The following is a 596-nucleotide window of genomic DNA, read 5'->3' on the forward strand; positions in this document are numbered from 1 at the left end:
CCACCCTGCGCCTGCCCGCCAGCATCACCGAACCGGGCCGCAGCACCACATTCACCTACGACGCCAACGGCAACCTGCTCAGCAAGACCGTCACCGCCGATAGCGCCAGCCGCACCCAAAGCTGGACCTACCTGCCCAACGGCCTGCTCGACACCGCCACCGACGCGCGCGGCAAAGTTACCCGCTACAGCTACGACGCCCAGGGCAACCTCGCCACCGTCACCAACCCGCTGAACCAGGTCACCCGCTACACCCAATACGACCCGCACGGCAACCTGCTGGCCATGACCGACCCCAACGGCGTCACCACCACCTACAGCTACGACCTGCGCCAGCGCCTCAAGACCCGCACCACCGGCAGCGAAACCACCCGCTTCGACTACCTGCCCACCGGCCTGCTCAGCAAAGTGACGCTACCCGACGGCAGTTGGCTGGCCTATCGCCACGACCCCGCACACCGCCTGATCGGCATCGACCACAGCAACGGCAGCCGCATCGACTACACCCTGGACAACGCCGGCAACATCAAACGCGAAGACCGCAACGACCCGGCCGGCGTGCTCGCCGCCGCCCAACAAAGCGCCCAACAGGCCAAG

Annotated in this window: 1 pseudogene; it reads left to right on the forward strand. The window is 67.1% G+C overall.

Going from position 1 to position 596, the window contains the following annotated elements:
- Positions 1 to 596 (forward strand): annotated as a pseudogene (locus FAZ21_RS20690) (RHS repeat protein); the annotation flags it as partial.

Origin of the sequence: Chitiniphilus eburneus, assembly GCF_005048205.1 — a bacterium.
GTDB lineage: Bacteria > Pseudomonadota > Gammaproteobacteria > Burkholderiales > Chitinibacteraceae > Chitiniphilus > Chitiniphilus eburneus.